This window comes from Nitratireductor kimnyeongensis (assembly GCF_019891395.1).
Lineage (GTDB): Bacteria > Pseudomonadota > Alphaproteobacteria > Rhizobiales > Rhizobiaceae > Nitratireductor > Nitratireductor kimnyeongensis.
The window spans coordinates 1,897,947-1,923,170 of sequence record NZ_CP078143.1; the positions used below are offsets into that span (position 1 = coordinate 1,897,947).

Annotated in this window: 21 protein-coding genes; 12 read left to right on the forward strand and 9 right to left on the reverse strand. The window is 62.4% G+C overall.

Features of this window, described 5'->3' with window-relative positions; translation table 11 throughout:
- Nucleotides 1–2 precede the first annotated feature (2 nt).
- Entirely contained in the window at nt 3–959 is a 957-nt protein-coding gene (locus tag KW403_RS09045) for an AraC family transcriptional regulator (protein ID WP_246637735.1), read from the reverse strand.
- Nucleotides 960–1,157: 198 nt separating this feature from the next.
- Here KW403_RS09045 and KW403_RS09050 point away from each other — a divergent pair, with 198 nt between their 5' ends.
- The 3 genes from KW403_RS09050 to pyrC all read left to right on the forward strand — a co-directional run bounded on the left by KW403_RS09050 (nt 1,158) and on the right by pyrC (nt 4,440).
- Complete coding sequence (locus tag KW403_RS09050; RefSeq protein WP_007008783.1) at nt 1,158–1,610, forward strand: cupin domain-containing protein; 453 nt, start codon at nt 1,158–1,160, stop codon at nt 1,608–1,610.
- A 143-nt stretch (nt 1,611–1,753) separates the two neighbouring features.
- The gene (locus KW403_RS09055) at nt 1,754–3,244 is read left to right on the forward strand and encodes a flavin-containing monooxygenase (protein ID WP_223019183.1); all 1,491 of its coding nucleotides are present in this window, start codon (nt 1,754–1,756) and stop codon (nt 3,242–3,244) included.
- A 143-nt stretch (nt 3,245–3,387) separates the two neighbouring features.
- Nucleotides 3,388–4,440, forward strand: a complete 1,053-nt coding sequence (gene pyrC / locus KW403_RS09060) for a dihydroorotase (RefSeq protein WP_223019184.1) — start codon at nt 3,388–3,390, stop codon at nt 4,438–4,440.
- 2 nt (nt 4,441–4,442) lie between these two features.
- Here the strand turns inward: pyrC and KW403_RS09065 are convergent, their stop codons facing one another.
- From KW403_RS09065 to KW403_RS09090, 6 genes are all read right to left on the reverse strand, one after another.
- Nucleotides 4,443–4,688: a formate dehydrogenase subunit delta gene (locus KW403_RS09065; protein ID WP_223019185.1), complete on the reverse strand. Its 246-nt coding sequence runs from the start codon at nt 4,686–4,688 to the stop codon at nt 4,443–4,445.
- Nucleotides 4,678–5,505, reverse strand: coding sequence for a formate dehydrogenase accessory sulfurtransferase FdhD (gene fdhD, locus KW403_RS09070; protein WP_223019186.1), 828 nt, complete (start codon nt 5,503–5,505; stop codon nt 4,678–4,680). Before fdhD ends, KW403_RS09065 begins: the two co-directional genes overlap by 11 nt.
- Before the next feature lie 16 nt (nt 5,506–5,521).
- Nucleotides 5,522–8,410: a formate dehydrogenase subunit alpha gene (gene fdhF, locus KW403_RS09075; RefSeq protein ID WP_223019187.1), complete on the reverse strand. Its 2,889-nt coding sequence runs from the start codon at nt 8,408–8,410 to the stop codon at nt 5,522–5,524.
- A 9-nt stretch (nt 8,411–8,419) separates the two neighbouring features.
- Complete coding sequence (locus KW403_RS09080; protein WP_223019188.1) at nt 8,420–9,976, reverse strand: formate dehydrogenase beta subunit; 1,557 nt, start codon at nt 9,974–9,976, stop codon at nt 8,420–8,422.
- Entirely contained in the window at nt 9,973–10,446 is a 474-nt protein-coding gene (locus KW403_RS09085) for a formate dehydrogenase subunit gamma (protein ID WP_223019189.1), read from the reverse strand. The genes KW403_RS09080 and KW403_RS09085 overlap by 4 nt, the downstream gene beginning before the upstream one ends.
- 94 nt (nt 10,447–10,540) lie before the next feature.
- Nucleotides 10,541–11,440: a LysR family transcriptional regulator gene (locus KW403_RS09090; RefSeq protein WP_223019190.1), complete on the reverse strand. Its 900-nt coding sequence runs from the start codon at nt 11,438–11,440 to the stop codon at nt 10,541–10,543.
- 131 nt (nt 11,441–11,571) lie between these two features.
- On the opposite strand from KW403_RS09090, the gene KW403_RS09095 reads away from it, so the two are divergent.
- Both KW403_RS09095 and paaG read left to right on the forward strand, forming a co-directional pair.
- Nucleotides 11,572–12,747 carry an Mrp/NBP35 family ATP-binding protein gene (locus tag KW403_RS09095; protein WP_223019191.1) on the forward strand — a complete coding sequence of 392 codons (1,176 nt, stop codon included), beginning with the start codon at nt 11,572–11,574 and terminating at the stop codon, nt 12,745–12,747.
- Between the two features lie 71 nt (nt 12,748–12,818).
- Nucleotides 12,819–13,616 carry a 2-(1,2-epoxy-1,2-dihydrophenyl)acetyl-CoA isomerase PaaG gene (gene paaG, locus KW403_RS09100; protein WP_223019192.1) on the forward strand — a complete coding sequence of 266 codons (798 nt, stop codon included), beginning with the start codon at nt 12,819–12,821 and terminating at the stop codon, nt 13,614–13,616.
- 23 nt (nt 13,617–13,639) lie between these two features.
- On the opposite strand, the gene KW403_RS09105 is transcribed toward paaG, so the two are convergent.
- On the reverse strand, nt 13,640–14,116 hold the full coding sequence (locus KW403_RS09105) for an SRPBCC family protein (protein ID WP_223019193.1): 477 nt from the start codon (nt 14,114–14,116) through the stop codon (nt 13,640–13,642).
- Nucleotides 14,117–14,263: 147 nt separating this feature from the next.
- On the opposite strand from KW403_RS09105, the gene chrA reads away from it, so the two are divergent.
- Nucleotides 14,264–15,472 (forward strand): chromate efflux transporter, encoded by a 1,209-nt coding sequence (chrA, locus tag KW403_RS09110; protein ID WP_223019194.1) that lies wholly within the window; start codon nt 14,264–14,266, stop codon nt 15,470–15,472.
- Nucleotides 15,473–15,484: 12 nt separating this feature from the next.
- Here the strand turns inward: chrA and pdxR are convergent, their stop codons facing one another.
- Nucleotides 15,485–16,978, reverse strand: coding sequence for a MocR-like pyridoxine biosynthesis transcription factor PdxR (gene pdxR / locus KW403_RS09115; RefSeq protein WP_223019195.1), 1,494 nt, complete (start codon nt 16,976–16,978; stop codon nt 15,485–15,487).
- A gap of 162 nt (nt 16,979–17,140) precedes the next feature.
- Between pdxR and pgi the strand changes: the two genes are divergently transcribed.
- From pgi to KW403_RS09145, 6 genes are all read left to right on the forward strand, one after another.
- Nucleotides 17,141–18,781 (forward strand): glucose-6-phosphate isomerase, encoded by a 1,641-nt coding sequence (gene pgi / locus KW403_RS09120; RefSeq protein WP_223019196.1) that lies wholly within the window; start codon nt 17,141–17,143, stop codon nt 18,779–18,781.
- Nucleotides 18,782–18,990: 209 nt separating this feature from the next.
- The gene (gene murQ, locus KW403_RS09125; protein WP_223019197.1) at nt 18,991–19,929 is read left to right on the forward strand and encodes an N-acetylmuramic acid 6-phosphate etherase; all 939 of its coding nucleotides are present in this window, start codon (nt 18,991–18,993) and stop codon (nt 19,927–19,929) included.
- 67 nt (nt 19,930–19,996) lie between these two features.
- The gene (locus KW403_RS09130) at nt 19,997–21,520 is read left to right on the forward strand and encodes an ABC transporter substrate-binding protein (protein ID WP_223019198.1); all 1,524 of its coding nucleotides are present in this window, start codon (nt 19,997–19,999) and stop codon (nt 21,518–21,520) included.
- Between the two features lie 163 nt (nt 21,521–21,683).
- Nucleotides 21,684–22,643 carry an ABC transporter permease gene (locus KW403_RS09135; RefSeq protein WP_223019199.1) on the forward strand — a complete coding sequence of 320 codons (960 nt, stop codon included), beginning with the start codon at nt 21,684–21,686 and terminating at the stop codon, nt 22,641–22,643.
- Nucleotides 22,643–23,482 carry an ABC transporter permease gene (locus KW403_RS09140; RefSeq protein WP_007010541.1) on the forward strand — a complete coding sequence of 280 codons (840 nt, stop codon included), beginning with the start codon at nt 22,643–22,645 and terminating at the stop codon, nt 23,480–23,482. Before KW403_RS09135 ends, KW403_RS09140 begins: the two co-directional genes overlap by 1 nt.
- Nucleotides 23,479–25,224 (forward strand): ABC transporter ATP-binding protein, encoded by a 1,746-nt coding sequence (locus KW403_RS09145; protein WP_223019200.1) that lies wholly within the window; start codon nt 23,479–23,481, stop codon nt 25,222–25,224. The genes KW403_RS09140 and KW403_RS09145 overlap by 4 nt, the downstream gene beginning before the upstream one ends.

Sequence of the window (25,224 nt, forward strand, 5' to 3'; positions counted from 1 at the left end):
GATCAGTAGGTGGCTTTGCGGGCGGTCTCGCTGGGGCGCTCACCGAAGGTCTTGCGGTAGTCGGCGGCAAAGCGTCCGAGATGGCTGAACCCCCAGCGCAGCGCTGTTTCCGTTACCGAAATTTCCCCTTGAGCATTTTCCAGATCGAACCGCACGCGGCGCAGACGCTCAAGCGTCAGCGCGTGCATGGGCGAAAGACCATGCGTGCGTTTGTAGGCAAGCTGCAGCGCTCGTGCGCCGACACCCGATGCCGCCGCGATGGCGGTCAGGGTGATCGGGCGGTGCGCATTCTCCCTGATGAACGCGTCGGCCCGCTTCACCTGCCGCGGCGCCGCCTCGTGCCTTGTGTCAAAGAAAGCGGAGAGATTGTGCGGCTGGAGTCTCAGAAGCGCCTCGAGAATGCGCTGCTCGTGGAACGCGGCGCAAAGGTTCAGAACCTGCTTTTCGGGCTTGTTGGCGGCGCGGAACATCGCATTGACCAGATTGCGCCATGAAGCAAGCTCGGGTCGTGTGAAATCGATCACCGGATCGAACACCACCGGTCCCGGCAGCGGGCGCTCGCAGAGCTGCTCGGCGAAGCCCATGAACGAGGCTTTGGGGATCTGCACCAGAACCTGTTCGCACCCGGCCCACCAGCGCATGGAGGTTTCGCGGTCGGCATTGAGCAACGCCGCCCTGCCGCCATCGCTCAGAAACTCCTTCCGGTTGTGTTTGATGGTCGCGCAGCCGGAAATCGGCAGTTGGATCAGATAGAAGGTTTCGAGCGCGCCGGGGTCGATCAGAACATCGGCACCGTAGCTGATATAGTTGAGGGAAACGAGGAGGCCCGGCTGGTGGTTTTGCTCCGCGCGAAACCGTCCGCCACCGACCACTTCCAGCCGGTGGTTGCAGAATTTCCGGGCAACCTTCTCCCGTGCACAGTCCAGATCGTCCGTTTGAAAAAGGGCGTGGCTGGACAACGGGCGGTCGCCCCACTCCTCCCGGGCGATCACCATTCCCGGAGTTTAGCAGCTGTTTTGGTTTCTCCAAGATTTGTCCTGGTTTCTCGCCAAAACCGGTCTGTTTTTTTCGTTTTTCGGATATTCGGTTCAGTTTCCGGATATTTTTCCCGATCGCTTACAGGCACCATGAAACTCCGTGATCAAGGGAGGAAAATCATGGAAAAGGAACTCGAAAAAGGCGTCACCGCGAACGGTGAAGGCTATGCCGGCAAGGAATGGAACATTCTCGGTCAGGTCTATTTTCCCAAGGCCACCTGCGATTCCACCTTCGCCTTTGAGACCAACAGCGACCCGGGCCAGTTCGTGCCGGTTCATGTTCATCCCACGCAGGAAGAGTTCATTCTTGTGCAGGAGGGCGAGCTGGATCTGAAGCTCGACGGCAAGTGGATGAAGGCAAAGGCGGGCGATTTGGTGCGCATGCCGCGCGGCGTTCCGCATGGCTATTTCAACAAGTCCGACAAGCCGGCCCGCGCTCTCTTCTGGGTTTCGCCGGCGCGCAAGCTCGAAGCCCTGTTCGAGACGCTGCACAACATGACCGACCCGGAAGAGGTGGTGAAGGTTTCGGCCCTTCACGAAGTGGATTTCCTGCCACCGGAAGCAAACGACTAGCGCCAGGCGCTTTGGCCGGGTCCTGAAGGGAGCCGGCCCGAACCCGATAACAATCAAGGCCGGCAAGGGACCTTTGGCGACGTGGCAACACGCGGCGCGGGGAGGCGCGCGTCCAGAATTTGCCGGACGGGAGGAACGACAACATGACAACACGAAAGCATGTCTGCGTGATCGGCGCCGGCGTCAGCGGTCTTGCCGCCGCCCGCTCCTTCAAGAAGCGGGGCCACCGGGTGACCGTTCTTGAACGCAGCCACGAACTGGGCGGGGTCTGGGAGCCCTCACGCTCCTATCCGGATGTACAGACGCAGAGCCCCAAGGATCTCTATCGCTACACCGACAAGGCGATGCCGAAGGATTTTCCCGAATGGCCGAAGGGCCCGCAGGTCTTCTCCTACCTGTCGGATTATGCAGACGACCACGGCTTACGACCGCTGATCCGATTCAACACCACAGTGTCGGCCATGCGCCGCCGCGACGATGGTGAACCCGGCTGGGAACTCGATCTCGAAACGGCGAATGGCGAGAAAGCCAGCGAAACCTTCGATTTTGTCGCCGTCTGCACCGGCCAGTTCAGTGAGAAGAACATTCTCACCCATCCGGGCCAGGAGGAGTTCGAGGCGGCGGGAGGGACCGTGATCCACTCGTCCGAATACACCGATCCAGAAATGGTGAAGGGTAAGAACGTCACGGTTCTCGGTTTCTCGAAATCGGCGACCGACATTGCCGTGAGCGCGGTGAAATCGGGTGCTCGCTCCGTCACCATCGTCTATCTGGAATCGGTCTGGCGCATTCCCTACTTTGTCGGCGGGCTGATCAACTTCAAGCGCATCCTCTATATCCGCGCGCAGGAGAAGATGTTTCCGGGCTGGAGCCGGAGCGGATTCGCCCGCTTCAACCATGCCGTTGCCCGGCCCTTCATCTGGGCCCACTGGCGCGCGCTGGAAGCGCTTCTGACCGTACAGCTCAAGCTCAACAAGACCGGGCTGAAGCCCAAAGAGCCCATCGAAGGTGGCGTGAACTGCTCGGTTCCCATCGCTACGCCGGGCTTTTTCGAGATGGTGGCAGACGGGCGCATCAAGGCCGTGCAGGGTACCTTCGCGAGCTATGAACCCGGCGCGATCAGGTTGACTGGCGGCGAGCTGATCAAGGCCGACATGGCGATCCTCGCCGTTGGCTGGAAACTCGGCGTTCCCTACCTGCCGGCGGAATACCGCGAAAAGCTGGTGGAGCCGGACGGGCAGTACCGACTCTATCGCCTGATTGCCAATCCGGACATTCCCGATCTCGGCTTTGTCGGTTTCAACTCGTCGTTCTGCACCGTTTTGTGTGCCGACCTCGCCGCCGAATGGTTGGTGCGCTACGCGGACGGAAAACTGGCGAAACAACCGACCCCGGAGGAAATGCGCGCCAACATGGACATGATGCTCCACTGGCGACGCAACGAGCGACCGGCCGCGAAAATCTATGGCGGCCTGTGCGTGGCGCCCTATCACTTCAAGCATTTCGACGAGTTGATCGACGACATCGGCGCGCGGGTGAAACGCCGCAACCCGCTGGCGGAAAATCTCTCGCCTCCGGATGCCGATGCCTATGCCCGCTATCTGCGCTCCGTACCTGATTATCAGGTGACGTGAGGCAGCGCCGCGCCGGCCTCCTCCCCGGCGCGGCGCAGCCCCCGTCTCTTTTGGCACACACTTGAAATCCATGGCGGCATGGGCGAAGGAAAAGGAAGCACAGACCGTGCGCAACGATTTTTCCTGTCCGGAGTAGACGTTCCGTGAAAACCCTGACCATCCGCCGCCCCGACGACTGGCATCTGCATCTGCGCGATGGCGCGGTTCTGGAGGCGGTTCTGCCGCATTCTTCCGCTGATTTCGCCCGCGCGATCATCATGCCCAATCTGGTGCCGCCGGTGGTGACGGTGAAGGATGCGCTGGCCTACCGCGACCGCATCATGGCGGCAAAGCCCGAAGGACATGACTTCGCGCCGCTGATGACGCTTTACCTGACCGAGCAGACGGATCCCGACGACGTGGCGGCCGGCCACCGAGACGGGCACATCACGGCGGTGAAGCTCTATCCGGCGGGTGCGACCACCAATTCCCAGAGCGGCGTGCGCGATCTGATGAAGGTGCAGCCGGTGCTGGAGCGCATGGCCGAGATTGGCCTGCCGCTGTGCGTGCATGGCGAGGTTACGGACGCCTCCATCGACATCTTCGACCGCGAGGCCGTCTTCATCGAACGGGTGCTCAATCCGCTGCGTGAGCGCCTGCCCGAGCTCAAGGTGATCATGGAGCATGTGACAACGAAAAACGGGGTCGACTATGTTCAAAGCGCGGAGAAGAACCTTGCCGCCTCACTCACCACGCATCATCTGATCATCAACCGGAATGCCATTCTGGCTGGCGGTATCCGCCCGCACTACTACTGCCTGCCCGTTGCCAAGCGCGAGGAGCACCGGCTGGCGCTGCGCAAGGCGGCGACATCGGGCGACAGCCGCTTTTTCCTCGGCACCGATTCGGCACCGCATCTCGACCCGGCCAAGGAATCGGCCTGCGGCTGTGCCGGCATTTTTACGTCCATCAACACCATGTCGTGCCTGGCGCATGTGTTCGAGGAAGAGGGCGCGCTGGACAAACTGGAGGCCTTCGCCTCCCTCAACGGCCCTGCCTATTACGGACTGCCCGCCAATGAAGACACGATCACACTGGTGCGCCGTGATGAGTCGGTGGAGTTCCCCAAATCCGTCTACAGCTCAGACGGTACGATCACCGTGTTTGATCCCATGTTCCCGTTGCATTGGGCGGTAGAGAAACAGCCGGCCGGCTGACATCAGGCGGCCTTGGGCCGATTGATCGTTTGCGATGCTTCCAGAACGAGCGGGGAAAGCCCATCGCCGCCCATCTCGATGATCTCGAACAGGCGGCTACGCATGCGCGGCTCCCAGAACTTGTTGATGTGATCGGCAACGCCTGCAACACGTTCGGCCTCCGGCTGCGAGGTGAAGAACGTGGCGATCTGATTGGCCATATAGACGAGATGCTCGTCGCCGGATTTGAACTTTTCGTCATGCGACATGTCTGGCCGCTCCAGTGGTCACGCGTTGGGGGTGGGTGAAAATGTCGAACTCCTCGCCGCGCACGAGGGCGACGAGGGTCATGCCGGCGGTTTCCGCCGTGCGAATCGCAAGCGCTGTGGGCGCTGAAACGGCAGCAATGAGCGGCGCGCCGATGGCGGCGGTTTTCTGAACCATCTCCACCGAAACGCGGGAAGTGACGATCACCGCGCCGGTGCTGCGATCAATGCCAGCCTTGACGAGCGCGCCAGCCAGCTTGTCGAGCGCATTGTGCCGGCCCACATCCTCGCGCGCGGCAATAATGCCCTTGCCGGGGATGTAGAAACCGGCTGCATGGACAGCACCCGTGGCTTTGTGAAGCTCCTGATGTTGGTGCAGATCGCCCACGGCACCGGTGACCTCGGCGGCTGTGAAGCGCTGCGCGGACGCGGTTTCCGGCACGGAGCGCATGGCTTCCTCGATGCTCTCGATTCCACAAAGGCCGCAACCGACCGGACCGGCCAGCCGCCTGCGCCGCGCCTCGAAGCGCCTGTTGGCGGTGTCGCGCAGGCGGATCTGCAGGTCGATGCCCGCACCCGGCTCCTGAACAGTGATCGTGTCGATCTCGTCGGCGCTGGCGATGATGCCTTCCGTAACACTGAAGCCCAGGGCGAAGTCTTCGAGGTCCGCCGGCGTCGCCATCATCACGGCATGGGTTGTGCCACCATAGGAAAGCGCCACCGGCGTTTCCTCGGGCACCGTGCGCGCGCTGACCTTCGTCCCGCCGGTTCGGCGGGCCGTTCTGGTAACGCGGGCTGTGGCTGGAACACCGCTGCTCATGCTGGAACCGGCGGGGTTATTCCGCCGCCTCCACATGCACGATGCGACGGCTCTGGCGCGCGTGCTCCTCGTAGTCTTCCTGCCACTCGGACGGACCGTTGGACGGGGCAATCTGCACCGCCGTGACCTTGTATTCGGGGCAGTTGGTGGCCCAGTCGGAATATTCGGTCGTCACCACATTGGCCTGCGTGGCCGGGTGGTGGAAGGTGGTGTAGACGACGCCCGGCGCAACGCGCTCGGTGATGGTGGCGCGCAGGCTGGTCTCGCCAGAACGGCTCTTGAGCTTCACCCAGTCGCCCTCGCGAACGCCACGGGTCTCGGCGTCGAAGGGATGGATCTCCAGGAGATCCTCGTCGTGCCAGACGACATTCTCCGTGCGGCGCGTCTGTGCGCCGACATTGTATTGCGAGAGGATGCGGCCGGTGGTGAGCAGCAGCGGGAAGCGCGGGCCGGCTTTCTCGTCGGTGGCAACATAGGCGGTGCGCACGAACTTGCCCTTGCCGCGCACGAAGCCGTCCATATGCATGACGGGTGTGCCGGTGGGAGCCTTCTCGTTGCACGGCCACTGGACCGAGCCTTCCTTTTCCAGAAGCTCATAGGTAACGCCGGCAAAACTCGGCGTTGTAGCCGCGATTTCGGCCATGATCTCGGAAGGATGCGTGTAGTTCCAGTTCTGGCCCAGCGCGCGGGCCATGTCCTGCGTGACCTCCCAATCGGCATAGCCGTTCTTTGGCTCCATCACCTTGCGGACGCGGTTGATGCGGCGTTCGGCATTGGTGAAGGTGCCGTCCTTCTCAAGGAAGGTGGAGCCCGGCAGGAATATGTGGGCGTAGTTGGCGGTCTCGTTCAGGAAAAGATCGTGAACGATGACGCATTCCATCGCTTCCAGACCGGCCGCCACATGATGCGTGTTGGGATCGGACTGGAGAATGTCCTCGCCCTGCACGTAAAGCGCCTTGAAGGAGCCATCGACGGCGGCGTCGAGCATGTTGGGAATACGCAGGCCCGGCTCGTTGTCGAGCTTCACGCCCCACAGGCTCTCATAGATCGCGCGGGTCGCATCCTCGGAGATGTGGCGGTAGCCCGGCATCTCGTGCGGGAACGAACCCATGTCGCAGGAGCCCTGCACGTTGTTCTGGCCGCGCAGCGGGTTCACGCCCACACCCGGCCGACCGATATTGCCGGTGGCCATGGCGAGGTTCGCAATGGCCATGACGGTGGTGGAACCCTGGCTGTGTTCGGTGACGCCGAGGCCGTAATAGATCGCGCCGTTACCACCGGTGGCGTAGAGACGTGCCGCGCCGCGGATCAGATCGGCGGAAACGCCGGACATTTTTTCGATGGCTTCCGGGCTGTTTTCCGGCTGGAGCACGAAACTCGCCCAATCCTGGAACTCGTCCCAGTCGCAGCGCTCACGGATGAAGGCTTCATCGAACAGACCTTCCGAAACGATCACATGGGCAAGGGCGGTCAGCACGGCGACATTGGTGCCGGGTTTCAGCGGCAGGTGATAGCTTGCCTCCACATGGGGCGTGCGCACGAGGTCGATGCGGCGCGGGTCGAGGACGATCAGCTTCGCACCTTCGCGCAGGCGCTTCTTGAGGCGCGAGCCGAAGACGGGATGGGCGTCCGTCGGGTTGGCACCGATGACCAGAACGACATCGGTGTGCTCGACAGAATCGAAATCCTGCGTGCCGGCGGAGGTGCCGAATGTGGTCTTCAGGCCGTAGCCCGTGGGCGAGTGGCAGACGCGGGCGCAGGTGTCGACATTGTTGTTGCCGAAAGCCTGCCGCACCAGTTTCTGAACGAGATAGGTCTCTTCATTGGTGCAGCGCGACGAGGTGATGCCGCCCACAGAGCCCCGGCCATATTTCTGCTGGATGCGGCCGATCTCGCTGCCGATATGGGCGTAGACCTCTTCCCAGGACACTTCGCGCCACGGGTCGGTGATCTTTTCGCGGATCATCGGGTTGAGGATGCGGTCCTTGTGGTTGGCATAGCCATAGGCAAAGCGGCCCTTCACGCAGGAATGACCGCGATTGGCCTTGCCATCCTTGTAGGGCACCATGCGGACGACTTCCTCGCCCTTCATCTCGGCCTTGAACGAGCAGCCAACGCCGCAATAGGCGCAGGTTGTGACGGCGGAATGGTCGGGCATCCCCATCTCGATGATGGATTTTTCCTGAAGCGCGCCGGTGGGGCAGGCCTGCACGCAGGCACCGCAGGAAACGCATTCCGACTGCAGGAAGGGTTCATCCATGCCGGCGGTGATGCGGCTTTCGAAACCGCGCCCTTCCACGGTGAGCGCGAAGGTGCCCTGCTGCTCTTCACAGGCACGGACGCATAGCGAGCATACGATGCACTTCGCCGGATCGTAAGCGAAATAGGGGTTGGAAACGTCCAGTTCCTTGAAGTTCACCCCGTGCTCGCCAATGGGCGAGGGCTCAAGGTGGTTTGCCCCTTCGTCGCCATAGCGGTTCTGTTTCAGGCCAACGGTCTCGGCCATGTTCGCCATCTCGCAATCGCCAGCGGCGCAGGCCGCGCAGTCTTCCGGATGGTCGGACATGTAGAGTTCCATCACGCCGCGGCGGATGGTGTTGAGGCGGTCGGTCTTTGTGTTGACGGAAATGCCGTCCATGGCCGGCGTGGTGCAGGAGGCCGGCGTGCCGCCCTTGCCCTCGATCTCGACGAGGCAGAGGCGGCAGGAGCCGAAGCTCTTGACCATGTCGTTGGCGCAGAGCTTCGGCACGGCGATACCGGCCTGGCGTGCGGCGCGCATGATCGACGTGCCTTCCGGAACGGTGACTGACTTTCCGTCGATGGTCAGCGTTACCGTCTTGTCAGAGCGGACAGCGGGTGTGCCGTAGTCGATTTCTTCTACGAAACGCTTGTCGGTTCCACACATGGTGTCCTCCTATTCCGCTGCTTCGCGCACCGGCGCGGGGCGGAAATCTTCCGGGAAATGGGTCAGGGCGCTCATGACGGGGTAGGGCGTGAAGCCACCCAGTGCGCACAGCGATCCGAACTTCATTGTGTTGCAGAGATCGGTCACGGTCTCGATCTGCTCTTCTGGCGCGATGCCCAGCTTCAGCCGGTCGAGCACTTCGACGCCGCGCGTCGAGCCGATGCGGCAGGGCGTGCACTTGCCGCAACTCTCCACCGCGCAGAACTCCATGGCAAAGCGCGCCTGCTTCAGAAGGTCGACCGTATCGTCAAAGACGACGATGCCGGCATGGCCGATCAGGCCATCCTTGGCGGCGAATGCCTCATAGTCGAATGGCGTGTCGAACAGTTCGCGCGGCCAATAGGCACCGAGCGGGCCACCCACCTGCACGGTGCGTACGGGGCGACCCGTGGCGGTGCCGCCGCCGATATCGTCCACCAGCTCGCCCAGGGTGACGCCGAAGGCGGTCTCGAACAGCCCGCCATGCTTCACATTGCCGGTGATCTGGATGGGAATGGTGCCGCGCGAACGGCCCATGCCGAAATCGCGATAGTAAGCACCGCCCTTGTCGAGAATGATCGGCACTGAGGCGAGCGAGATCACATTGTTGATGACGGTGGGCTTGCCGAACAGGCCTTCATGCGCGGGCAGCGGCGGCTTGGCGCGGACCTGGCCGCGCTTGCCTTCCAGACTGTCGAGCAGCGCCGTTTCCTCACCGCAGACATAAGCACCGGCGCCCACGCGCACTTCCATGTCGAAAGCGTGGTTCGAGCCGAGCACGCTCTTGCCGAGCATGCCGGCGGCGCGGGCGGCGTCGATGGCCTCGTTCAGGATCGTGTGAACATTGGGATATTCGGAGCGCAGATAGACATAGCCCTTCGTCGCGCCTGTTGCGATACCGGCAATCACCATGCCCTCGATGAGCACGAAGGGATCACCTTCCATGATCATGCGGTCGGAGAAGGTGCCCGAATCGCCTTCATCGGCATTGCAGACAATGTATTTTTGCGCGCCCTCGGTGTCGTGCACCGTCCTCCACTTGATGCCGGTCGGGAAGCCCGCGCCGCCACGGCCGCGCAGACCGGATTCGGTGACTTCCTCGACGATGCCGAGCGGCGTTTTTTCCAGCGCGTTGCGCAGGCCACGGAGACCACCATGCGCCTCATAGTCCTCAAGCGAGACCGGATCAATGATGCCGCAGCGCGCGAAGGTCAGGCGGGTCTGTTTTGCAAGGAAGGGGATTTCCTCGGGCTTGCCGAGAGAAAGATCATGGGTGCCGCCTTCGATCAGGCCGGCATCAAACAGGTCTGCCACGTCGCCGGGTTTCACCGGACCATAAGCCACGCGACCTTCGGCGGTTTCCACTTCGACCATGGGCTCAAGCCAGAACATGCCGCGCGAGCCGTTGCGGATGATGGTCGCGTCGAGACCGCGCTTTTCGATTTCCTCACGCGCGGCGGCAGCGACCTTTTCGGCGCCCAGCGCCAGCGCTCCGGCATCGCGAGGAATGTAGATCTTCACACTCATGCCCGCACCTCCTCAGCGATCTCCTCGGCCCGCGCATCATCGATGCGGCCAATAACCTCGCCGTCGAGCATGGCGGAGGGCGCGCAGGCGCAAAGGCCCAGACAATAGACCGGCTCCAGCGTCACCGCGCCATCGGCGGACGTCTCGTGAAACCTGATGCCGAGCAGTTTCTGAAGTTTTTCGGCAATGGCATCGCCGCCCATGGACTGGCAGGCCTCGGCCCGGCAAAGCTTCAGCACATGACGGCCAGCCGGCTTTTCGCGGTAGTCGTGATAGAATGAGACAACGCCATAGACTTCAGCACGGGAAAGGTTGAGGGCCTCGGCAATGATGGGCAGGCTTTCACGCGGCACATGGCCGAGCTCCCGCTGAATCCCATTGAGAATGGGTAATAACGGGCCCTCTTCGTCTTTCCACCGATCGATGATCGGCTCGACGGCGGACGCAATTTCGGTACGTGCTTGCTGCATCTCGCAGCGCCCTCCCTAACGATGCTCGTTCTGAAGGGGAACAAATCCACTGTGAAGGATCAATATAGCATATTCGTCATACGATAGAAATTCTCTATCGTTGCGAATTGTAGCGTTCGGCGAGCTGTCTTGCTTCGTAAAGCAGCGCGGAGACAAGCGGGGTGTGTGGCTCGCGCTTGACCGCCACCAGCCCGACGAGATGACTTGCGTCCGGTTCGACGATGGGGATAGCGCGGATAGGCTCGGCAAAACCCAGAACTTCCGCAAGGTTGAGCGGCATGATGGAGGCCCATTTGCCGGTGCGGATGTGGGAAAAGAGCACGATCATAGAGTTCGATTCGAGCGTGGGATGCGCCGTCGCGCCCACCTCCTCCAGATGCTTGTTGATGATTCGCCGGTTCTGCATGTCAGGCGTGAGAAGGCAGAGCGGCAGTTCGGCCACTTCCTTCCATGTGACCGTTTCGCGATCTGCGAGACGGTTGGCGGCGGCGGTGATGAGCTGGTAGCGCTCGGAATAGAGCGGTACGGATGCAACGTGACCGAGCGGCTCATTGTCGAGATAGGTGATGCCGATATCGATCTCGAAATTCTCCAGAAGTGAAAGTACCTCCAGCGAGGTGCGCGAAATGATGGAGAAGGTGACTTCGGGGTGCTTTTCGCGAAAGGGCGTGGTCAGTTCGGGCAACATGGCGAGCGCTGTGGGGATGGCGGCGATGCGCACATGGCCGGCCAGGCCGCGCCGCGCTGCCCTCATCTCGGCTCGCATGGTCCGAGTATCGCCGACAATGCGCCGCGCCCATTCCAGCACGCGCTGGCCCTCCGGGGTCAAACCCTGAAAACGTGACCCGCGCTGAACCAGCATCACACCGAGCTGATCTTCAAGTTGCTTGATGGCTGCGGACAGGGTGGGCTGCGTGATGCCGAGCTCGGCGGCGGCGCGGCCGAAGTGCTGCTCCTTGGCGAGCGCGATAAAGAATTCCAACTTGTCGATCATGGCGTGACGCTACATCGGTGAAGCGCGAGCGGCAATGTGCAAGACACACCAATGAGGGGTTGCCCTTTTTGCCTCTCTTGGCCCGCGCGCCCATCTGCATTATCTGAAGGAAAACACAAAGGCACGTGCACATGACTCTCGACAGACAGACCGTCATCGACCGCTTGCGGTCCGTGAAGGGCCCCGACCTGGAAGGCGATATCGTTTCTCGGGGGCTGGTTTCTGAGATCTTTATCGCAGACGGCAAGGTTTTCTTCTCGATCACGGTTCCGGCAAAACGCGCGCAGGAATTAGAACCATTGCGGCAGGCGGCGGAGAACGCCGTCAAAACATTGCCGGGTGTCAAGGGCGCGATGGTCGCGCTGACGGCAGAAAAGGCAGGCGGCGGCATGGGCACGACACCGCCGCCACGGTCAAATTCGACCCCACCACGGCCCGCCCCGCAGCGCCCGGCGCCGGGTGGACCTGCCGCTCCGGCTGGCCAGCAGCCGGCGAAACAGGATGTGCCCGGCATCAAGGCGATCATCGCCGTGGCGAGCGGCAAGGGTGGTGTCGGCAAATCGACAACGGCTGTGAATCTTGCGCTGGGGCTGAAGGCGTTGGGCCTGAAGGTCGGCATTCTCGATGCGGACATTTACGGACCCTCGATGCCGCGCCTACTCGGGCTCAAGGGAAAGCCGGAAACCGCCGACGGAAAGACGCTGAAGCCTATGGAGGCGTTCGGCGTGAAGGTCATGTCCATGGGCTTCCTCGTGGAGGAAGAGACGCCGATGATCTGGCGTGGCCCGATGGTCGTTTCGGCGCTGCGGCAAATGCTGCGTGACGTAGCCTGGGGTGAACTTGACGTGCTCGTGGTCGACATGCCGCCCGGCACGGGCGACGCACAGCTCACCATGGCCCAACAGGTGCCGCTCGCCGGTGCGGTCATTGTTTCCACACCGCAGGATCTGGCCTTGATCGACGCGCGTAAGGGGCTGAACATGTTCAGGCGGGTGGATGTCCCGCTACTCGGCATTGTCGAGAACATGAGCTACTTCGTGGCCCCTGACACAGGCAAGCGCTATGACATTTTCGGCCATGGCGGCGCGAAGGCGGAGGCGGAACGGCTGGGCGTGCCCTTCCTCGGCGAAGTACCGCTGACCATGGATGTTCGCGAGACCTCCGATGCGGGAACACCGGTTGTGGCATCAAACCCCGATGGCGTGCAGGCCGGGGTTTACAAGGAAATCGCCAACCGTGTGCAAATGCATCTAGCTGCTGCCATGCAGAATGCTGCGAATGAAGCGCCGGCCATCGTTTTCGAGTAAAGCAAACGCCACGATTGATTGATTGCGTTGCGCGTGTAACAAAGCGCTCCATCCAATCAAGGGGGATTTCCATGGGCGCCGCGACCTCGCAGACCGTGCTTCACGAACGCCATGACGGATGGCACCGCATCACGCTCAATCGGCCAGAAAAGCTGAACTCCTTCAACGAGGAACAGCACACGGCATTGCGCGAAGCGCTGGAAGCCTGTTCGGCAGACGATTCATGTCGTGCGGTGCTTCTGACCGGTGCGGGTCGAGGCTTCTGCGCCGGGCAAGATCTGGGCGATCGTGATCCTGCCAAGCGCGAGGAGAGACCGGACCTCGGCTATACGATCGAGAATTTCTATAATCCGCTGGTGCGCAAGCTTCGAGGCATGAACAAGCCCATCGTTTGTGCGGTGAATGGCGTGGCCGCAGGTGCGGGTGCCAACATCGCGCTGGCCTGCGATATCGTACTGGCCGCAAAATCGGCGAAGTTCATCCAGGCCTTTGCGAAGATCGCGCTGGTGCCGGATTCCGGCGGCACCTGGTTCCTGACGCGCATTCTGGGCGAGCCGCGCGCCAAGGCGCTGGCGCTGACGGGTGAGCCACTTTCGGCGGAGGATGCGGCCAACTGGGGCCTGATTTGGCGCGCAGTCGACGATGATGCCCTGATGAGCGAGGCGGAGGCGCTCGTGGAGAAACTGGCCAGCGGACCGACCCACGCCTATGGGCTGATCAAGAAGGCGATCCACGCCGCGCCGGGAAGCTCGCTCGACGCACAGCTGGAGCTGGAGCGCGAGTTGCAGCGCGAAGCCGGCCGCTCGGACGACTACCGCGAGGGTGTCTCAGCGTTTCTCGAAAAGCGCAAGCCGGTTTTCAAGGGCTAGGCCTTGGGCCAGAGAACCTTGGGTCAGGAGACCTCGGCGTCCGCAGTATCGCCACCGGTAACGCGGGCATTGAAGTCCGAAAAGAACTGGCCGGCCAGCTTCTTCGACGTGGACTGGATGAGGCGGCTGCCGAGCTGTGCCATTTTGCCACCGACATCCGCCTTCGCGCTGTAGCTCAAGATCGTGGCATCCGGGCCGTCTTCCTTTAGCGAAACATCGGCGCCGCCCTTGGCAAAGCCGGCAACGCCGCCCTTGCCTTCGCCGGTGATCGTGTAGGAATGCGGCGGGTTGAGATTGGTGAGTTCCACCGCGCCGTTGAATTTCGCCTTGATGGGGCCGATCTTCAAGGTGACGACAGCCTCGAACTCGGTGTCGGACGTCTTGTTCAGCTCCTGACAGCCGGGAATGCAGTCCTTCAGGACCTCGGGATCGTTTAGCGCCTGCCAGACCGTTTCCACCGGCGCTTCGATGCGTTCCTCACCTTCGATGACCATGGCCATGGCGCGTTCCTCCTGAGACGGTTTTCCCAATCTGGCTAACCCAGCCATGGCGTCTTGTCCATCCATGTGGCAACCCAGCCTGTTGTCTTGTGTGTGACATGTGTCGCATTTATTCGACAGCGAATCGGTCGAAGGGTGAGGCAGGCGATGAGGGGGAGCGAAACGCAGCATGGGGAAAGGGCGGGGACACCCACGGAGGTTTTCGGAGCGTTTCTCCGGCTGGGCCTGACTTCTTTCGGTGGCCCGATCGCACATCTCGGCTATTTCCGCGACGCGCTCGTCCTGCGGCGGAAATGGCTGGATGAAAAGGCCTATGCCGACCTCGTGGCGCTCTGCCAGTTTCTGCCGGGTCCGGCGAGCAGTCAGGTGGGTTTCGCGCTGGGCTATATGCGCGCAGGGCCGCTGGGTGCGGCGGCGGCCTGGACAGCCTTCACGCTCCCTTCTGCGTTCCTGCTCTTCGTGTTTGCCATGTTTGCCTCCGCACTCGACAATCCGGTCGGTCAAGGGTTGCTGCATGGACTGAAGATCGTGGCCGTCGCGGTGGTGGCGCAGGCCGTGTGGGGCATGGCGCGCACACTGTGCCCGGATCGCGAGCGCGCCGGCATCGCTCTTGCCGCGCTTGTTCTGGTGACGCTCTCGGCAAACGCGTTTGCACAGATCGGCGCCATCGTGATCGGTGCGCTGTTTGGCTGGTTTCTTTGCCGTGACAAGACGGGAGCAGAGAGCGCCTCGGTTTCATTCGGTGTGTCGAAGCGGTCCGGGGTGATCTGCCTTTCGATCTTCGTGCTTCTGCTTTTCGGGATGCCGCTGGCGGTGCCTCTGGCGCAGGGGCTGTCGGTTTTCGACACGTTCTATCGAGCCGGCGCGCTTGTTTTCGGTGGCGGACATGTGGTGCTGCCACTCCTTGAAGCGGGTGTCGTTGAACCCGGCTGGGTGACAGGCGAGGCTTTTCTCGCAGGCTATGGTGCTGCACAAGCCGTGCCCGGCCCGCTTTTCACATTCGCGGCCTATCTGGGTGCGGTTCTGGGGCCCGCACCAAACGGGCTTGCCGGCGCTGCGATTGCGTTGATCGCCGTCTTTCTGCCGGGGTTTCTTCTGCTTCTGGGCGTCGCACCCTTCTGGGACCGGTTCCAGAAATTCGATGCGGCGCGGGCCGCAATGATGGGAACGAACGCCGCCGTGGTCGGCATTCTTGGGGCGGCCCTTTACGATCCGCTTTGGACAACCGCCATTCTTGCGCCCGCAGATTTTGCCGTGGCGGTAGTCGGCTTTGTCCTGCTCACCGTATGGAAAGCGCCACCATGGATTGTGGTGGCGCTTTGTGCGGTGGCAGGAGTGGGGTTCGCAGCGCTCTGACAGTACCGGCTTCTAGGCCGCCACGCGCCGATATTCGGATGCGGCTGCTGCCAGCTCGCGTATGCCGGGCTCGATCTGCTGCGCGGCAATGGACGAGATGCCAAGCCGCATGAAGGGTGTCGGCTGGGTGCGTCCGAGGAAGAAGCGCGCACCCGGCTCGATCAGCACGCTGCGGCGAGCTGCTGATTTTGCAAGCACGGCCGAATCGAGACCGGGTGGGCCTTCGAGCCAGAGCGAGGTGCCGCCACGAATATCGGCGGCCTTCCAGTCGGGCAAGATTTCGCCCACGGCCTGATAAAGCTTCTCTCGCCGCTCCTCGAATGCCGAGGAGATCCGCCGCACCAGCGTGTCGTGGTGTCCGAGAGACAGGAACAGTGCCACGGCGCGCTGGTTGTTTGCCGGGGGGTGGCGCAGCATGAAGCGGCGCAGCGCGCGAAGTTCGGCGATCAGGTCCGCCGGTGCCACGATGTAGCCCATGCGCAGGCCGGGCGCGAGCGTCTTGGACATGGAGCCCAGATGCACAACGCGGCCATTGCGGTCGAGCCCCTTGAGTGCTGCCTGCGGGCGCTCGTCGGCAAGCTGGCTGTCGTAATCATCCTCGATGACGATCCAGTCATTGCGTTCCGCTTCCTCAAGCAATGCCTCGCGGCGGGCCTGGCTGAGCGGCACCATGGTCGGACAGTGATGGCTGGGCGTGGCGAAAACAAAATCGGCATCCTGCGGGATCTGGGCCACGTCGATGCCCTGTCGGTCGACGGGAACGGGAGCGATCTGCGCGCCGGCAAGCTGGAAGATTGAGCGCGCATCGGGATAGCCGGGGTTCTCCACCGCGACCTTCTTGCCGCGGGCCATGAGGAGCGTGGCGAGCATATAGAGCGCGTGCTGCGAACCGAGCGTGACGAGAATCTCGTCGGGATTGGCGAAGATACCGCGCCGGGGCAGAAGCCGCGCCTGGATCTGCTCGACCAGCAGCGGGTCGTCACGATCGACCATGTCTGCCGCCCAGTTGCGGATTTCCAGAACGGCCAGCGCCATGCGGTTGCATTCGCGCCACTCGGCGGTCGGGAAAAGCGAGGGATCGAACTGACCATAGACGAAGGGGTAGGAAGCCTTCATCCAGTCTTCATTCTTGCGTGGCTCGGGCATTTCGCTTGCCAGAACCTGAAACCGGCTGTTCCAGTTCACGCCGTTGGCGTGATCCTGCTTGCGTGGCGGGCGCGGTGGTGCCGCCAGCACTTCGGGATTGACGAAATGACCACGCCGTTCACGGGCGATCAGGAAGCCCTGATCGACGAGTTGCTGAAAAGCGAGCACCACCGTACCGCGAGCAACGCCGAGTTTCTCAGCGAGAATGCGGCAAGACGGAAGCGGCATGGAAGGCGCGATCTGTCGGTCGAGAATGGCCGACACGATGGCCTGACGAATCTGTGCCTGAAGGGTCTGCCCCGATTCGGGGGAAATCTTGAACAGGCCCGTCCACAGGGCGGTATCATTTCTGGCTGGCATTTGGCTTTCCTCTCCGGCGGGGGAGCCTACCCTTGGGTCAATGCATGTCAACCCTGGTACAATTGATTGTTCCAACAAGAAAATTGATGAATGCCAGCAAACCCCTGTTTCACTTCGTTTTGTTTGCTAAAAGAACTCCGTTTCTTTTCGCAGGAGGCTCCTATGGACACGGATTTTCAAAATGCACTCGCTGCCCTTCGCGAGCATCGCGCGAAAACCGCGCCCATGGACATGCGCGCGGTTTTCGTTTCGGATCCCGAGCGGTTCGATCGCTTCTCGCTTTCACTGGACGATCTCACGCTGGATTTTTCGCGTACGGCAGTGGATCAGACAGCGGTGGACCTGCTGATCAAGCTGGCCGAGGCGGCGGGGCTGAAGACCGCGCGTGACGACATGTTTGCCGGCAAACACATCAACGTAACCGAAGACCGCGCCGTGCTGCACACCGCCTTGCGAGCGCTTTCGGGCGGGGCCATCGAGAATGATGGCTATGATGTCATGCCCGAGGTGCGTGAGGTGCTGGAGGCGATGGATGCCTTTGCCGACGGCGTGCGGAGAGGGGCGATCTGCGGGGCGACGGGCAAAGCCTTTACCGATGTGGTGAATATCGGGATCGGCGGCTCCGATCTTGGCCCGGTGATGGTGACGCGGGCGCTCTCGCCCTATCGTGACGGCCCGCGCCTTCATTATGTGTCCAATGTGGATGGCGCGCATATCGCCGATACGCTGGCCGGGCTCGATCCGGAGACCACGCTCTTCATCATCGCTTCGAAAACCTTCACCACCATCGAGACGATGACCAATGCGCGCACCGCGCAGAAATGGATCGCGCAGAAGCTCGGCCAGTCTGCCACGGGCGACCATTTTGCAGCCGTTTCCACAGCGCTCGACAAGGTTGCCGCTTTCGGCATCGACGAACAGCGCGTGTTCGGCTTCTGGGACTGGGTCGGCGGGCGCTATTCGCTCTGGTCTGCCATCGGCCTACCGATCATGATCGCGATCGGTGCCGATGATTTCCGCCGGCTGCTCGCTGGCGCGGAGGCGATGGACCGGCACTTCAAATCGGCGCCGTTGAGAGAGAATTTGCCGGTGATGCTCGGCCTGATTGGCTATTGGCATCGGGTCGTGTGCGACTATCCGGCACGGGCCATCATTCCCTACGATCAGAGGCTGGAGCGGTTGCCTGCCTATCTGCAGCAACTCGACATGGAATCGAACGGCAAGGGCGTGCAGCTTGACGGTTCTCCGGCAGTCACCCCCACGGGGCCGCTGGTCTGGGGCGAGCCGGGCACGAACGGGCAGCACGCTTTCTTCCAGCTTCTGCATCAGGGCACCGACATCATCCCCGTGGAGTTCATGCTGGCGGCGGAAGGTCAGGAGACAGGGCTCGGACATCACCACGATCTTCTTGTCGCCAATTGTCTGGCGCAGGCGGAAGCCCTGATGAAGGGCCGTACCCTAGAAGAAGCCGAGGCTCAGCTTATGGCGAAGGGCGTGCCGGAAGCGAAGGCGAAGCAGCTGGCGCCGCACCGTGTTTTCACCGGCAACAGACCCTCGCTCACCATTCTCTATCGCAAGCTCGATCCGTTCGCGCTGGGTCGGCTGATCGCGCTCTACGAACATCGCGTTTTCGTGGAAGCGCAGCTCTTCGGCATCAATGCTTTCGACCAATGGGGCGTGGAGCTGGGCAAGGAACTGGCGACCGAGCTTCTGCCCGTGGTGGAAGGCAAGGCCAGTGCGGACAGCCGCGATGCGGCGACTGCGGGCCTGGTGAATCAGGTGATGGAGCTCCGCAAGGGCTGAGAGACCCGCCGCCGGCATCTCAATACCAATCCTGATGGCATTCTCGCGGGCGCGACACGTGCCCTCACCATCGTTCTTTCCTCAGGATGGAATATATTATTCTTAATTGGAATTGACTCTTGGAATTATCAATTTTAACACTTCGGTAAGGCGTCAGGCCTGCGGGATGCGGGCTCCGCCATAGGCAGTGTGGTTATTTCGGAGTGTCCATGAACGCGCAGACGCTGATGTCGGAGCTTGAAAAGCTTGTATCGGAGGGCCGCAATCCGGACACGATGCAGATCGATCTGCAACCGACCGCGGAAATCCTCAAACTCATCAACAGTGCCGACAGGGACGTGCCGCTGGCGGTCGAAAAGGTGATCCCGCAGATCGCCGAGGCTGTCGACCGCATTGTCGAGGCGTTTCAGAATGGCGGAAGGCTCATCTATATGGGTGCGGGCACGAGCGGACGGCTCGGCGTGCTTGACGCTTCGGAATGTCCGCCCACTTTCAGCGTTCCCGAAGATATGGTGACGGGCGTGATCGCCGGCGGCGACCATGCACTTCGGCACGCCGTGGAAGGGGCAGAAGATGACCCGGCTCAAGGCCGGCAGGCGCTGGACAAGCGCGGTCTGACGGGCAAGGATGTCGTGGTGGGCATCGCCGTCAGTGGCCGCACGCCTTATGTGATCGGCGGGCTGAATTACGCCAAAGAGATTGGCGCGACGACCGTCTCGCTTTCCTGCAATCCGGATTCGGCCATCGGCGCCATTGCCGATATCGCGATTGCGCCTGTCGTGGGACCGGAAATCCTCACCGGCTCCACGCGGATGAAATCCGGCACGGCACAGAAGCTTATCCTAAACATGCTCTCCACGGCGAGCATGATCCGCATGGGCAAGATCTATCAGAACCTTATGGTGGACGTTAACATCAGCAACCAGAAGCTCATGGCGCGTGCCTCGCGCATCGTCATGGAGGCGACGGGATGTTCTGCCGATGAGGCTGAAACGCTGCTCGAACGCAGCGGCCACGATGTGAAACTGGCCATCTTCATCGCGCTGACGGATATGGACGTGGCAGAGGCGCGTGCGGCCCTCACAAAGGCTGGCGGGTTTCTGCGCAAGGCAATAAACGAAAGGCAGCCGAAAGCTGCAAGAAAGTGACGAAGCCGGCCATGCGGTGGCTCAATGGGCGGTCGCAGGCCTGAAAAGCTCTCGGAGGGAGAAGCTCATGGGAAAGACTTTTATGAAGAATTTCGCGGCGTCCGTGGCGCTCGCAACGGTTCTGGGGGCTACCATGGCGGTGGTGCCGGCATCGGCTGAAACGCTCCGCATGGCCTGGTCGCAGGACGCGACCGGCCTTGACCCGCACAAGCAGACGGCGTTTTCCTCGCTGCGTCTTCTGGAACTGGTTTACGAGCCGCTGGTGCGTCTGAATACCGATCTGGAGATCGTGCCGGCCATTGCCGAATCCTGGGAGTTCTCCGAGGATGGCAAGACGCTGACCTTCAAGCTCGACGCGGATGCAAAATTCCAGAACGGCGAAAAGGTAACGCCCGCGGATGTAAAGGCTTCGTTCGAGCGCATTCTGGACGAAGCGACGGGCGCTGCCGCCCGCGCCAACTTCACCTCCATCGAGAGCATCGATACCCCGGACGAGACGACCGTTGTCTTCAACCTTTCGCAGCCGGACGTTCCGATGCTGACGGCGATGACCAGCATCAACGCTGCTGTGGCTCCGGCGAGCGAAATCGAGGCAGGCACGATCGGCACGAAGGCGATTGGCTCCGGCCCGTTCAAGCTGGATAGCTGGGAGCCGAACCAGAAAGAGGTTCTGATCGCGAACCCGGACTGGGCCGGCGGCGAGGTGAAGGTGGACGGCATCGACATTTCGGTCCTGCCGGACGAGACCGCCATTCTTGCGGCACTGCGCACCAAGCAAGTGGATTTCGCGCTGATCAACGATCCGCTCGTGGCCACGCTGGTGCCGAACGAGGCGAGCCTGGAACTGAGCCGCACGCCGGTTCTTGCCTATCACGTGCTGCAATTGAACCCGTCGCGCGAGCCGATGACGGAACTGGCCGTTCGTCAGGCGATTTCCTGCGCCATCGACCGTCAGGACGTGCTCGACACCGCGCTTTTGGGCGAGGGGGCGGTGACCGGCCCGCTGACCATGCCGGCCTACCGCTCTGATCCGGGTGCGCTGTTCTGCTATGAGCGCGACGTGGAAAAGGCCAAGCAGCTCATGGCCGAGGCCGGCTATGAAGATGGCTTCTCCGCAACGGTGATCGCCGCCACGGGCGAGCCGCCGACAGCCGCCGCCGAGGCGCAGGTCATCCAGTCGCAGCTTGCGGAAGTCGGCATCAAGCTCGACATCAAGATGATGGAGCTCAACGTCTATGTGGACACCTGGCTGAAGGGCGATTTCGACATGGCGGTGGCGCTGAACGGCGGCCGCGCGGACCCCTATTCCATGTACAACCGCTACTGGACCAAGGACGGCAATCTCCAGCACGTCGCCAATTATATCGACGACACGCTGGACAGCCTGATGCAGGAAGGCCGCGTTGAGACCGACCTCGACACGCGCAAGGAGATCTTCGCGAAGTTTGAGACGCATCTTGCCGAGGTTTCGCCGTGGATCTGGCTCTATACGGGCTACACCTACACCGCGCAGCAGAAGAACGTGAAAGGCTTCGTGCCTTCCCCGACCGGCACGCTGTTTGGCCTGACCGAGGTGAGTGTGGGCGAGTGATTGTGATGTGGGGCTGCACGTTCAGGTGTGGCCCCGTTTCCGCCCGGCACCATAATGGTGCGCGGTGCGCGGATCGTGGTTCGACAAGCCATGAGGGATGCGGCGGCCCTCAAACCCACGGCACAAGACGATTGCAGCAAGAAGGACACGGAGTGAAAGCTTCATGAATTACCTGGCCCGAAGGCTGATGACTTTTCCATTGGTCATGCTCGGGGTGTCCGTCCTCGTCTTTGTTTCGATCCGGCTGGTGCCGGGCGACGCCATCACCGCCATGCTGGGAACAGAGGCCGGGCTTCTGACGCCCGACCAGCGCGCAGCGCTCGAAACCTATTTCGGCATCGATCAGGGCTGGTTCACGCAATATTGGCGTTGGCTCGCGGGTGCGGTTCAGGGCGATCTCGGCGTTTCCGTGACCTTCGGCAAGCCTGTGCTCGACGTGATCCTGGAACGCTTTCCCCTGACGCTGGAACTGGCGCTACTCTCCATGCTGATTGCGCTCGCTATTGGCCTGCCGGCGGGCATTTTCGCCGCCACGCGCAATGAAAAGCCTTCCGATCTCGCCGTGCGCATCTTCGCGATGATCGGCCAGTCGACGCCGAATTTCGTGTTCGCGCTTCTGGCGATCTATGTGCTGTCGGTGGGCTTCGGGGTGCTGCCGGCCATGGGCGAGTTCACGCCCTTCCTTGAAAACCCGCTGCGCAATTTGGGGCAGATGATCCTGCCGGCGCTGACGCTGGGCTTTGCTTTCGCGGCTGCCGTGACCCGCATCTCGCGCTCGGCCATGCTCGACATTCTGAGCGACGATTACATCCGCACGGCGCGCGCCAAGGGCGTGCCGGCGCGCAAGGTGATCTGGCGGCATGCGCTTCCCAACGCGCTGATCCCGGTGGTGACGCTGAGCGGCGTCGAGTTCGGCTATCTCTTGGGCGGCGCGGTGATCGTGGAGCAGATTTTTGCGCTGCCGGGCCTCGGGCGCATGGTGCTCGACGCCATTCTCCAGCGCGACTACGCGCTGGTGCAGGGCTCGGTGCTGTTCATCGCGCTCAACTTCATGATCGTGAATCTTCTCGTCGATCTCGCCTATGCGATGCTCGACCCGCGCATTCGGCTGGGGGGCAAGTGATGCAGTTGCTGCGCGCCATTTTCAGCCATTCGAGTGGCCGCATCGGCGGCGCCATCGTTGGCCTTTACATCATCATCGCCATTCTCGGGCTTCTCGGCATCACGCCGCATGACCCGCTGATGCAGTTCCGCGTCGACCGCCTGCATGCGCCCGACGCGACCTACTGGATGGGCACAGATCTGTTCGGCCGCGATGTGGCGAGCCGGTTGATGCTGGGCATCAGCCAATCCTTCATCGTCGCCTTTGCCTCGGTGGCGCTGGCCGCCGTGGCGGGCATCGTGCTCGGTCTTGCGGCCGCATGGTTCGGCGGCTGGTGGGACGGCACGATCATGCGTTTCATGGATGTGCTTCTGGCCTTCCCGGCGATCCTTCTGGCGTTGCTCATCATCGCAATCGTGGGGCCTGGCACCTGGACCAGCGTGATGGCCATCGCTATCGTCTACACACCGATCTTCACCCGCGTGGTGCGCGGGCCGGCGCTCTCCCTGAAGACGCGCGACTTCGTGGACGCCGCGCGCACTTTCGGTTCGAGCCGCAATTACATTCTGACGCGCCATCTGATGCTGAACCTCGTCGCGCCGCTGACGGTGCAGGTGACGCTGGCGCTCGCATGGGGGCTTCTGACGGAGGCGGGCCTGAGCTTTCTCGGCCTCGGCACGCAGCCGCCGGCCTCGTCGCTCGGCCTGATGCTGGCCGACAGCCGCAATCTGATGGAGATGGCGCCCTGGCTTCTCATCTTCCCGGGCATTGCGATCATGATCGGCATTCTCGGCTTCAACCTTCTGGGGGATGCGCTGCGCGACATTCTCGATCCCAAGACGCGGAGGTCGGCCGCATGACATCGCTTCTGTCCGTTTCAAACCTGCGCGTCGGTTTCGGCCGCAAGCCCGAAGACAATGAAATCGTCCATGGCGTGAGCTTCGATCTCGCTGCCGGCGAGACGCTGGCCATTGTCGGCGAAAGCGGCTCGGGCAAATCCGTCACCGCGCTGTCGATCAACCGGCTGGTGGATTTCGGTGGCGGCCGCATCATCGACGGGTCCATCCGGTTCCGGCGCGAGGATGGCAGCATGCTCGATCTGGCAGAAGCCGGTGAGCAGGAACTGACGAAGATCCGCGGCGGCGAGATCGGCATGATCTTCCAGGAGCCGATGACCTCGCTCAATCCGGTTCTGACCATTGGCGAGCAGATCGAGGAATCGTTCCGCCTGCATCGTGGCCTGACCGGCCGGCAGGCGCGGGAAGCGGCGAAGGACGCGCTCGACCGGGTGCGCATTCCCGATGCCGCGCGGCGGCTGAAATATTGTCCTCACCAGCTCTCCGGCGGCATGCTCCAGCGCGTGATGATCGCCACGGCCCTGTCGTGCAATCCGCGTCTTCTGATCGCGGATGAGCCCACCACGGCGCTCGATGTGACGGTGCAGGCGCAGATCATGGCGCTGCTCGCCGAGCTGAAGCGCGAGACCGGCATGGGCATGATCTTCATCACCCATGACATCGGGCTGGTGGCCGGCATCGCCGACAAGGTGATGGTGATGCAGAATGGCGAGGCGGTGGAGCAGGGACCGCTCGACGCGGTGCTCGATGCGCCGCAGCATCCCTATACGAAGCATCTTCTGAGCGCCGTGCCGCATTTCGAGGCCGGCCGCGCCACGCGCACCGACTATCGCCGGGCCGACGAGCCAAGCGCCGCGCCGGCGCTTAAAGTGGAGGGGCTGACGGTTCGCTTTCCGGTGACCGGTGGTCTCCTGCGCCGGCAGACCGGTGCGGTTCATGCGGTGGACGGGGTGGATCTCGACCTGATGCCGGGCGAGACGCTGGGCATTGTCGGCGAAAGCGGCTCGGGCAAATCGACCACGGCGCGCGCCATTCTGGGGCTGGTCGAGCCGACGCGCGGCACCTTCTCCGCCAACACGAATGGCGCGGCGCGGCAGAGCAGCAAGCCGGTGCAGATGGTGTTTCAGAACCCCTATGCCTCGCTCAACCCGCGGCTCCGGGTGGACAGCATTCTGGCCGAGCCGGTGATCGCGGCAGGTGGCAGGCTGAATGGTGAAACGCAGTCGCGCATGCGCATGTTGCTCGACCGGGTTGGCCTGCCGGAGAATGCGCTGGAGCGCTATCCGCACGAGTTTTCCGGCGGCCAGCGCCAGCGCCTGTGCATAGCCCGCGCGCTGATGCTGAACCCGTCCGTGGTGGTGCTGGACGAGGCCGTCTCGGCGCTCGACGTTTCGGTGCAGGCCAAGGTGCTGGAGCTGCTGGTGGATTTGCAGCGCGAGTTCGGCCTTGCCTATCTCTTCGTCTCGCACGACATGGCGGTGGTGGAGCGCATCGCGCACCGCATCGCGGTGGTCTATGCGGGGCAGATCGTCGAGATCGGCGATGCGGCATCGGTTCTTTCCGACCCGAAACACGCCTATACGAAACGGCTGATCTCGGCGGTGCCGAGCGTCGACCGGCGCAAGGAGACCTTCGAGGTGGACACGCGGCAGGTGCCCTCGCTCGTGCGGCCGCTGGGCTTTGAGCCGGAGCCGGCCAACTGGCAGAGCTTTGGCCCCGACCACATGGCGCGGGCGGAGGCATGA

What these genes read in the sequence shown, in the direction of transcription:
- KW403_RS09050 (WP_007008783.1), top strand. Translation starts at nt 1,158, where the DNA reads ATGGAAAAGGAACTCGAAAAAGGCGTCACCGCGAACGGTGAAGGCTAT.
- KW403_RS09055 (WP_223019183.1), top strand. Translation starts at nt 1,754, where the DNA reads ATGACAACACGAAAGCATGTCTGCGTGATCGGCGCCGGCGTCAGCGGT.
- KW403_RS09065 (WP_223019185.1), bottom strand. Translation starts at nt 4,688, where the DNA reads ATGTCGCATGACGAAAAGTTCAAATCCGGCGACGAGCATCTCGTCTAT.
- fdhD (WP_223019186.1), bottom strand. Translation starts at nt 5,505, where the DNA reads ATGAGCAGCGGTGTTCCAGCCACAGCCCGCGTTACCAGAACGGCCCGC.
- fdhF (WP_223019187.1), bottom strand. Translation starts at nt 8,410, where the DNA reads ATGTGTGGAACCGACAAGCGTTTCGTAGAAGAAATCGACTACGGCACA.
- KW403_RS09080 (WP_223019188.1), bottom strand. Translation starts at nt 9,976, where the DNA reads ATGAGTGTGAAGATCTACATTCCTCGCGATGCCGGAGCGCTGGCGCTG.
- KW403_RS09085 (WP_223019189.1), bottom strand. Translation starts at nt 10,446, where the DNA reads ATGCAGCAAGCACGTACCGAAATTGCGTCCGCCGTCGAGCCGATCATC.
- KW403_RS09090 (WP_223019190.1), bottom strand. Translation starts at nt 11,440, where the DNA reads ATGATCGACAAGTTGGAATTCTTTATCGCGCTCGCCAAGGAGCAGCAC.
- KW403_RS09095 (WP_223019191.1), top strand. Translation starts at nt 11,572, where the DNA reads ATGACTCTCGACAGACAGACCGTCATCGACCGCTTGCGGTCCGTGAAG.
- paaG (WP_223019192.1), top strand. Translation starts at nt 12,819, where the DNA reads ATGGGCGCCGCGACCTCGCAGACCGTGCTTCACGAACGCCATGACGGA.
- KW403_RS09105 (WP_223019193.1), bottom strand. Translation starts at nt 14,116, where the DNA reads ATGGCCATGGTCATCGAAGGTGAGGAACGCATCGAAGCGCCGGTGGAA.
- chrA (WP_223019194.1), top strand. Translation starts at nt 14,264, where the DNA reads ATGAGGGGGAGCGAAACGCAGCATGGGGAAAGGGCGGGGACACCCACG.
- pdxR (WP_223019195.1), bottom strand. Translation starts at nt 16,978, where the DNA reads ATGCCAGCCAGAAATGATACCGCCCTGTGGACGGGCCTGTTCAAGATT.
- pgi (WP_223019196.1), top strand. Translation starts at nt 17,141, where the DNA reads ATGGACACGGATTTTCAAAATGCACTCGCTGCCCTTCGCGAGCATCGC.
- murQ (WP_223019197.1), top strand. Translation starts at nt 18,991, where the DNA reads ATGAACGCGCAGACGCTGATGTCGGAGCTTGAAAAGCTTGTATCGGAG.
- KW403_RS09130 (WP_223019198.1), top strand. Translation starts at nt 19,997, where the DNA reads ATGGGAAAGACTTTTATGAAGAATTTCGCGGCGTCCGTGGCGCTCGCA.
- KW403_RS09135 (WP_223019199.1), top strand. Translation starts at nt 21,684, where the DNA reads ATGAATTACCTGGCCCGAAGGCTGATGACTTTTCCATTGGTCATGCTC.
- KW403_RS09140 (WP_007010541.1), top strand. Translation starts at nt 22,643, where the DNA reads ATGCAGTTGCTGCGCGCCATTTTCAGCCATTCGAGTGGCCGCATCGGC.
- KW403_RS09145 (WP_223019200.1), top strand. Translation starts at nt 23,479, where the DNA reads ATGACATCGCTTCTGTCCGTTTCAAACCTGCGCGTCGGTTTCGGCCGC.